General features: G+C 63.6%; 1 protein-coding gene. It reads left to right on the plus strand.

Annotation, left to right across the window (positions count from 1 at the left end; all coding sequences use genetic code 11):
* Nucleotides 1–7,135: cadherin-like domain-containing protein (locus GQB03_RS19025; RefSeq protein WP_159692724.1), on the plus strand; the 7,135-nt coding region annotated here is incomplete at its 3' end.

Raw genomic sequence — 7,135 nt, forward strand, 5'->3', positions numbered from 1 at the left:
ATGTCGGTGCGGCGCCAGGTGCCGATTGTCGAAGAGCTTGAGCCGCGGATCCTGTATTCCGCGGATCTCATGCCGCTGCATGTACCGGCCGATTCTGCCTCCACTGGCAGTACGCTCGATACAGCCGCGGGCGATCAGGCACTGGTGCGTCACGAAGTGGTCTTCGTCGACGAGGGGGTTGGCGACGCAGATGGCTTGATTGCTTCGATTGTCGGCGCCGACGACGAATCGGTGAGCCGCGAGGTGATCCGGATCGCCGGCGATGAAGACGGTATCGCCGCGATCACCCGTGCCCTCGAGGGGCGTTCGGATGTGAGTGCAATCCACGTCCTGTCGCATGGTAGCCCCGGCGAAGTGGTGCTCGGATCGAGCGTGCTGTCGGGTGACAGCCTGTTTGCCCGGGCCGGCGAAGTCGCGACGTGGGGCGATGCGCTCACCGCCGATGGCGATTTGCTGTTCTACGGTTGCGATGTTGCGTCCACCGCCGATGGGCGCGCGCTGGTCGACAATCTCGCGCAGCTCACCGGCGCCGACGTGGCGGCCAGTGACGATCTCACCGGCGCCGCGGCGCTGGGCGGGGACTGGGAGCTCGAGGTGGCCACCGGCACCATCGTCGCGCCACTGGGCACTACGGCCTATGTGCCGGCGCAGTGGCAAGGCGTGCTGGCAACCTATACGGTCACCAATACCAACGATTCGGGCGCCGGCTCCCTGCGCCAGGCGATCATCAACGCGAACGGCAACGCCGGAACGGACAGCATCACCTTCTCCATTTCCGGCACCAGCATCCACACGATCAACCTGGCCTCGGCGCTGCCGTCGATCACCGGCGCGGTGAACATCAATGCCACCACCGATGACAGCTTTGCGGCCAACGGCAACCGGCCGGCGATCGTGCTCAACGGCGGCGACACGGTGCAGGGCGGCATCCAGCTTGTCAGCGGGTCCTCGGGCAGCACCGTGCGCGGCTTCGTGATCCAGAACTTCGTCGAGAGTGGTGTCGCGATCTCGGGCAGCAACAGTAACACCATCGCCGGTAACTGGTTCGGCCTGAACGCCGCCGGCACCGCGGCGGCTGGGAACAATGCCGGCGTCGGCATCTACAACGGTAACAACAACATCATCGGCGGCAGCACCGCCGCAGACCGCAATGTCCTTTCCGGCAGCAATGTCGGGGTCGGCATCACCACCGACAACGGCACCAGCACCGGCAACCAGATCCGTGGCAACTACATCGGCACCAACGCGGCCGGCACCGCGGCGGTGGGCAACTTCTCGCAGGGCGTCTGGCTCAACGCAGCCAACAATGTCGTCGGTGGCACGGCGGCCGGCGAGGGCAACGTGATCAGCGGAACGACCAGCTGGGTCGGCATCCAGCTGGAGGCGCCGGCCTCGGGAACCCTGATCACCGGCAACTACGTGGGGACCAATGCGGCTGGAACTGCCGCGCTGGGCAACGTTGGAGGAGGTGTATACATCGCGTCCGCCAACAACACCATCGGAGGTGTTACTGCGACGGCGCGCAATGTCGTGTCGGGTAACGGCGCGCACGGCATCTGGCTGGTGGGCACGGGCGCCACCGGCAACGTTGTCATCGGCAACTATGTCGGGACCGATGCGAGCGGTACGCTGGATCTCGATGGCAGTACGGCCACGAGCGGCCACAGTGGTATCAGCGTGATGTCGGGCGCGAGCGGCAATCGCATCGGCACCGATGCAGACGGCAACAATGACGTCGCCGAACGCAATGTCATTTCCGGCAATAACTGGTTCGGCGTTGATATCGTCAACAGTGGTACCTCCAACAACCTCGTGCAGGGGAACTATATCGGTGTCGACAAGACCGGCTTGGTCGCGCTCGGCAATGCTCAAGGCGGGGTGTCGCTCTGGGACGGCGCGAGCGCGAACCGTGTCGGTTCCGGAATCGCGAATGCCGGCAACGTGATCTCCGGCAATGCCTTGGGCGTGCAGATCGCCAACGGGGCTGCTGGCAACAAGGTGCAGGGAAATATCATCGGCCTCGGCGCTGATGGCAGCACACTGGTCGGCAATACGGTCCAGGGCATCTTGTTCTTCAATGGCGGCACCACGGGAGCCGTCACCGGCAACCTGATCGGTACCGACGCCGACGGAAGCAACGATGCAGGCGAACGCAATGTCATTTCCGGCAACCCCAACGGGATCGTGCTCGAGGATGCCGAGGTCAGTGGCAACGTCATCGCTGGCAACTACATTGGCACGGATGTTACGGGCGCACTGAGCCGCGGCAATACGGTCGACGGCATAAGCATCCAAGGTGGCGCCAATGCCAACACGGTGGGTGGTTCGCTCGTCACCCAGCGCAACGTCATCTCCGGAAATGGCCAGGACGGCATCCAGATCGACGGTGAGGGTTCCGACGACAACGTGATCCGCGGCAACTGGATCGGAGTGAACGCCGCGGGAAGCGCAACGATCGCGAATGGCGGCGACGGAATCCATATCTCCGGCGGTGCGGACAACACGACGGTGGGCGGTACCGGCGCGAACGACGGCAACTGGATCGCCGGCAACGCCGTTGTCGGCATCGAGGTCGATGGCGCCAGCACAGGCACGGTGATCCAGGGTAACCGCATCGGCACCGATCTCGCAGGCACCGCCAACTGGGGGCATCAGCAGAACGGTGTGCTGCTGGAGAACGGTGCCAGCAATTCGGTAGTGGGCGGGACAACGGTGGCCGCGGCAAATATCATCGCCTTCAGCGGAAACGGCGGGGTCTGGACCGCCGGCATTTCCGTCATCGGCAGCACCAGCACGGGCAACGCCTTGCTGCGCAACTCGATCTACGGCAGTTACGGCCTGGGCATCGATCTGGGGACCAGCGGCGTCACCGCAAACGATGCAAACGATGCCGATACCGGAGCCAACGAGCTGCAGAACTTCCCGATGCTGTATTCCGCGGTGACGACGGGGGCGGCGATTGCGATCCGCGGCGCAATCGATTCGAAGGCCAACACCACCTATCGGCTCGAGTTCTACAGCAACCCGAAGGGTAGCGAAGATGCGTCCGGTTACGGCGAGGGGCGCGTCTTCCTGTTTGCAACGACGGTCACGACCGACGGTAGCGGGCATGCCGACTTCGATCTTGCCCCGAGCGCGGCGAGTGTTGCGGTCGGGGATCGCATCAGCGCCACCGCGACCGCGGATCTCGGGGGGGGCAGCTACGGCAGCACTTCCGAGTTCTCGATGAATGTGTCGGTGGCGGCGGGCCTTCCTCCGGCAAACAGCGTGCCCGGTGCTCAGACGACCAACGAAGATTTGGTCAAGGTGTTCTCCTCGGGCAACGGCAATGCAATCTCCATATCGGACGCCGATGCCGGCAGTAATCCACTGGAAGTCACCCTGACGGTGACCAACGGCACACTCACTCTGGCCGGTACGGCAGGGCTGAGCTTTGTCTCCGGCGATGGCACGGCCGACGCGACGATGACGCTACGCGGCACCGTAGCCAGCATCAACACTGCACTCAACGGACTCAGTTACGCGCCGGGCGCAAACTACAATGGTGGCTCGACACTGACCATCACCACGCGTGACAACCTGCTCGTTGCGCTCGATATCGACGCCAGCCTGAAGGGCCGTTACGCCTTCGAGAATGCCGGTGCGCTGGGCACCGATACCAGCCCCGCCGCTGGCAACCCCGGCACCGTGAGCGGTGTCACCGCCGTCGTCGACGGCACGCGCGGCAACGTGATCAGCATGGCCGGCGCGGGCTATGTGGAAATGACCGGCCGGTTCGGCAACCCGGTCAACATCACCCTGGCCGCCTGGGTGAACCTGACCGCCTCCGACACCTTTGGTGCCGAGGTCATCTCCCTGGGCGATGACGTGCTGCTGCGCCTGAACGACGGCGGTGGCGGCAACGTGACCGGCATGTTCTACAACGGCAGCAGCTGGGTGAGCACCAGCGCGGCCGTCAACCTGACCGGCACCGGCTGGCACCATGTGGCCTACACCTTCGACGACGCAGCCAACGCGCAGCGGCTGTACATCGACGGCGCCCTGGCGGCTTCGACGTCATGGACTCCGTCGATTTCCTACGCGTTTGGCACCAACACCCATATCGGCAAGCATGGCAATGGCGACACGAATATGGACTTCGTCGGCCGCATCGACGAAGCCCGCATCTACAGCCGCGCACTGACGGTCTCCGAGATTGCCGCGCTGGCCACCGACCAGAACCTGCAGGACACCGATACCGTTGCCATCACGGTCAACGCGGTCAACGACGCGCCGGCTGGTGCCGACAAGACCTTAATTACCGCCGAAGACACGGTCTATACCTTTGCACGCGCCGACTTCGGTTTCAGCGATGTGGACGGCAACAGCCTGCTGCGTGTCTGGGTCGATACCCTCCCGACCGTGGGATCGTTGAAATTCAACGGCTCTACCTTTGCTGCGGGCAACTGGATCGCGGCGACGGACATCGATCTTGGCTTGTTCACCTATACGCCGGCGGCCAACGGGTCAGGTACATCCTATGCGAGCTTCACGTTCCGGGTGACCGATGATGGTGGCACGGCCAACGGTGGCGTCGACACCGACCCGTCGGCCAACACGATCACCTTCAATGTCACGCCGGTAAATGATGCGCCGGTGATCACCTCCAACGGTGGCGGTGCGACTGCAGCCGTGAACGTGGCCGAGAATACGACTGCGGTGACCACCGTGACGGCGACCGACGTCGACGGCCCGGCCCTGACCTATTCGATCAGTGGTGGCGCGGATGCCGGCAAGTTTGCAATCAACGCCTCGAGTGGTGTGCTGACTTTCATCGTCGCGCCAGACTACGAAGCGCCCACCGATGTCGGCGGCAACAACGTTTACGACGTAACGGTATCGGTCAGCGATGGTTCGCTGACCGATACCCAGGCCATTGCCGTGACCGTGACCAACGTCGCCGATCAGCCTCCGGTGATCGGCTTGCCGTCCGGCGCGGTTAACTACACGGAAAATGCGGCTCCCGTGATCCTGGATGCTGCGGCGACTGCGTCCGATCCTGATTCGGCGAACTTTGCAGGCGGTACGCTCACGGTGGACTTCACCGCCAACGGTTCGACCAATGATCGGCTCACGATTTCGGGGCAGACGGCCGGCACAGGCAGGATCACGCTGTCCGGCAGTAACGTGAGTTATGACTTCGGCGCGGGCGCGGTACTCATCGGAACCTACAGCGGCGGCACCGATGGTGCGACGCCGCTGGTGGTGAGCCTGAACGCCAACGCCAATGCTGTTGCGGTACAGGCCCTGGTGCGCCGCATCGCCTACGCCAACGTGTCGGACGCGCCATCAACTGCGGCACGCACCGTCCGCATGGTGTTGACCGACGGCGTGGGCGGAATCAGCAGTCCGGCAACGAAGACGGTCAACGTGACGGCGGTCAATGATGCGCCGGTGCTTGTAGTGAACTCGACCCCCCTGGTCTATGGTGCCGGTCAAGTGGTGTCGATCGATCCCGCACTGAGCCTGACCGACGTGGACAGTGCGACGCTGGTATCGGCCACGGTCCGCTTCTCGGCCGGTTACATCCGGAGTGAAGACACGCTCGCCTTCGTAAATCAGCTCGGTATCACCGGTTCGTTCAATGCGAGTACCGGGCGGCTTACGCTCACGGGAACTGCAACGGTGGCCGATTACCAGACGGCGCTGCGATCCGTTACTTACCAGGACGTCAACGGGACGCCGACTCAAGGCACCCTGCGGGTAAGCTTTACCGTGAATGACGGCCTGGTCGACAGCAATGTCGCTGTACGGACGCTCAACATCGTGGATGACGAGCCTCCCCGTGCCAGTGACGACAGCGCAACGGTAAGCGAAGGCGCCGCGGTACTGGCCAACCTGGCCGCGAACGACAGCGACAACAACAACCAGCTCAACCTTGGCAGTATCGTCATCAAGACTGGGCCTGCTCACGGGGCGCTGGTAGTGAACGGTGACGGAACCGTCACCTACACTCATGACGGTTCCGAGACACTGAGCGACAGTTTCACGTACACGATCAAGGACAATTTTGCGATCGAGTCGAACGTGGCCACCGTGTCGCTGACGGTGAGTCCGGTGAATGACGCGCCGGTGCTTACCAGTGCTTCGCTCACCGTCTCCGAAGGCCAGACGGTGACGCTGTCCGGTGCGAACTTCGGCGTCATCGACCCGGACAGCAGCAGCTTCACCTATACGGTGAGTGCGGTCAGCGGTGGCTACTTCCAGCTATCGAGCGCGCCCGGCACGCCGATCACGAGTTTCACGAACGCGGATCTCACCGGAGGCCTGGTGCAGTTCGTCGACGACGGCAACGAAGTGGCACCGAGCTTCGATGTGACGGTCAACGACGGCAGTGCCGACTCGAACACGCTGAGCGCGACGATCAGCTACACGCCGGTGAACGATGCCCCGGTGCTCGACAGCGCGAGCTTGACGGTGAGTGAAGGCCAGACCGTCACGCTCGGCGCGGCCAACTTCGGCATCTCCGATCCGGACAACAGCGGCTTCACCTACACGGTGAGTGCCGTTAGCGGTGGTTATTTCCAACTCTCCGGCGCGCCCGGCACCCCGGTCACGAGCTTCACGAGCGCCAACCTCACCGGAGGCTTGGTGCAGTTCGTCGATGACGGCAACGAGGTGGCACCGAGCTTCGATGTGACGGTCAACGACGGCACGGCCGACTCGAACACGCTGAGTGCGACGGTCAGTTACACGCCGGTCAATGACGCGCCGGTGCTGGCCAGCGCGTCGCTTACCGTCTCCGAAGGTCAGACGATCACGCTTGGTGTGGGCAATTTCGGAGTGACTGACCCCGACAGCGCGAGCTTCACCTACACGGTGAGCAGCGTGTCGGGTGGTTACTTCCAATTGAGTAGCGCCGCCGGCACCCCGGTCACGAGTTTCACGAGTGCTGACCTCACCGGTAGTCTGGTGCAGTTCGTCGATGACGGCAACGAAGCGGCGCCCGCGTTTGATGTGACGGTCAATGACGGCAGTGCCGACTCGAACACGCTGAGCGCGACCATCAGCTACACACCGGTGAACGATGCCCCGGTGCTCGACAGCGCGAGCCTGACGCTCTCTGAAGGTCAGACGGTGACGCTCTCGGATGCGA

The sequence above is a fragment of the Cognatazoarcus halotolerans genome (genome assembly GCF_009800965.1).
In the GTDB taxonomy this organism is placed as follows: domain Bacteria; phylum Pseudomonadota; class Gammaproteobacteria; order Burkholderiales; family Rhodocyclaceae; genus Cognatazoarcus; species Cognatazoarcus halotolerans.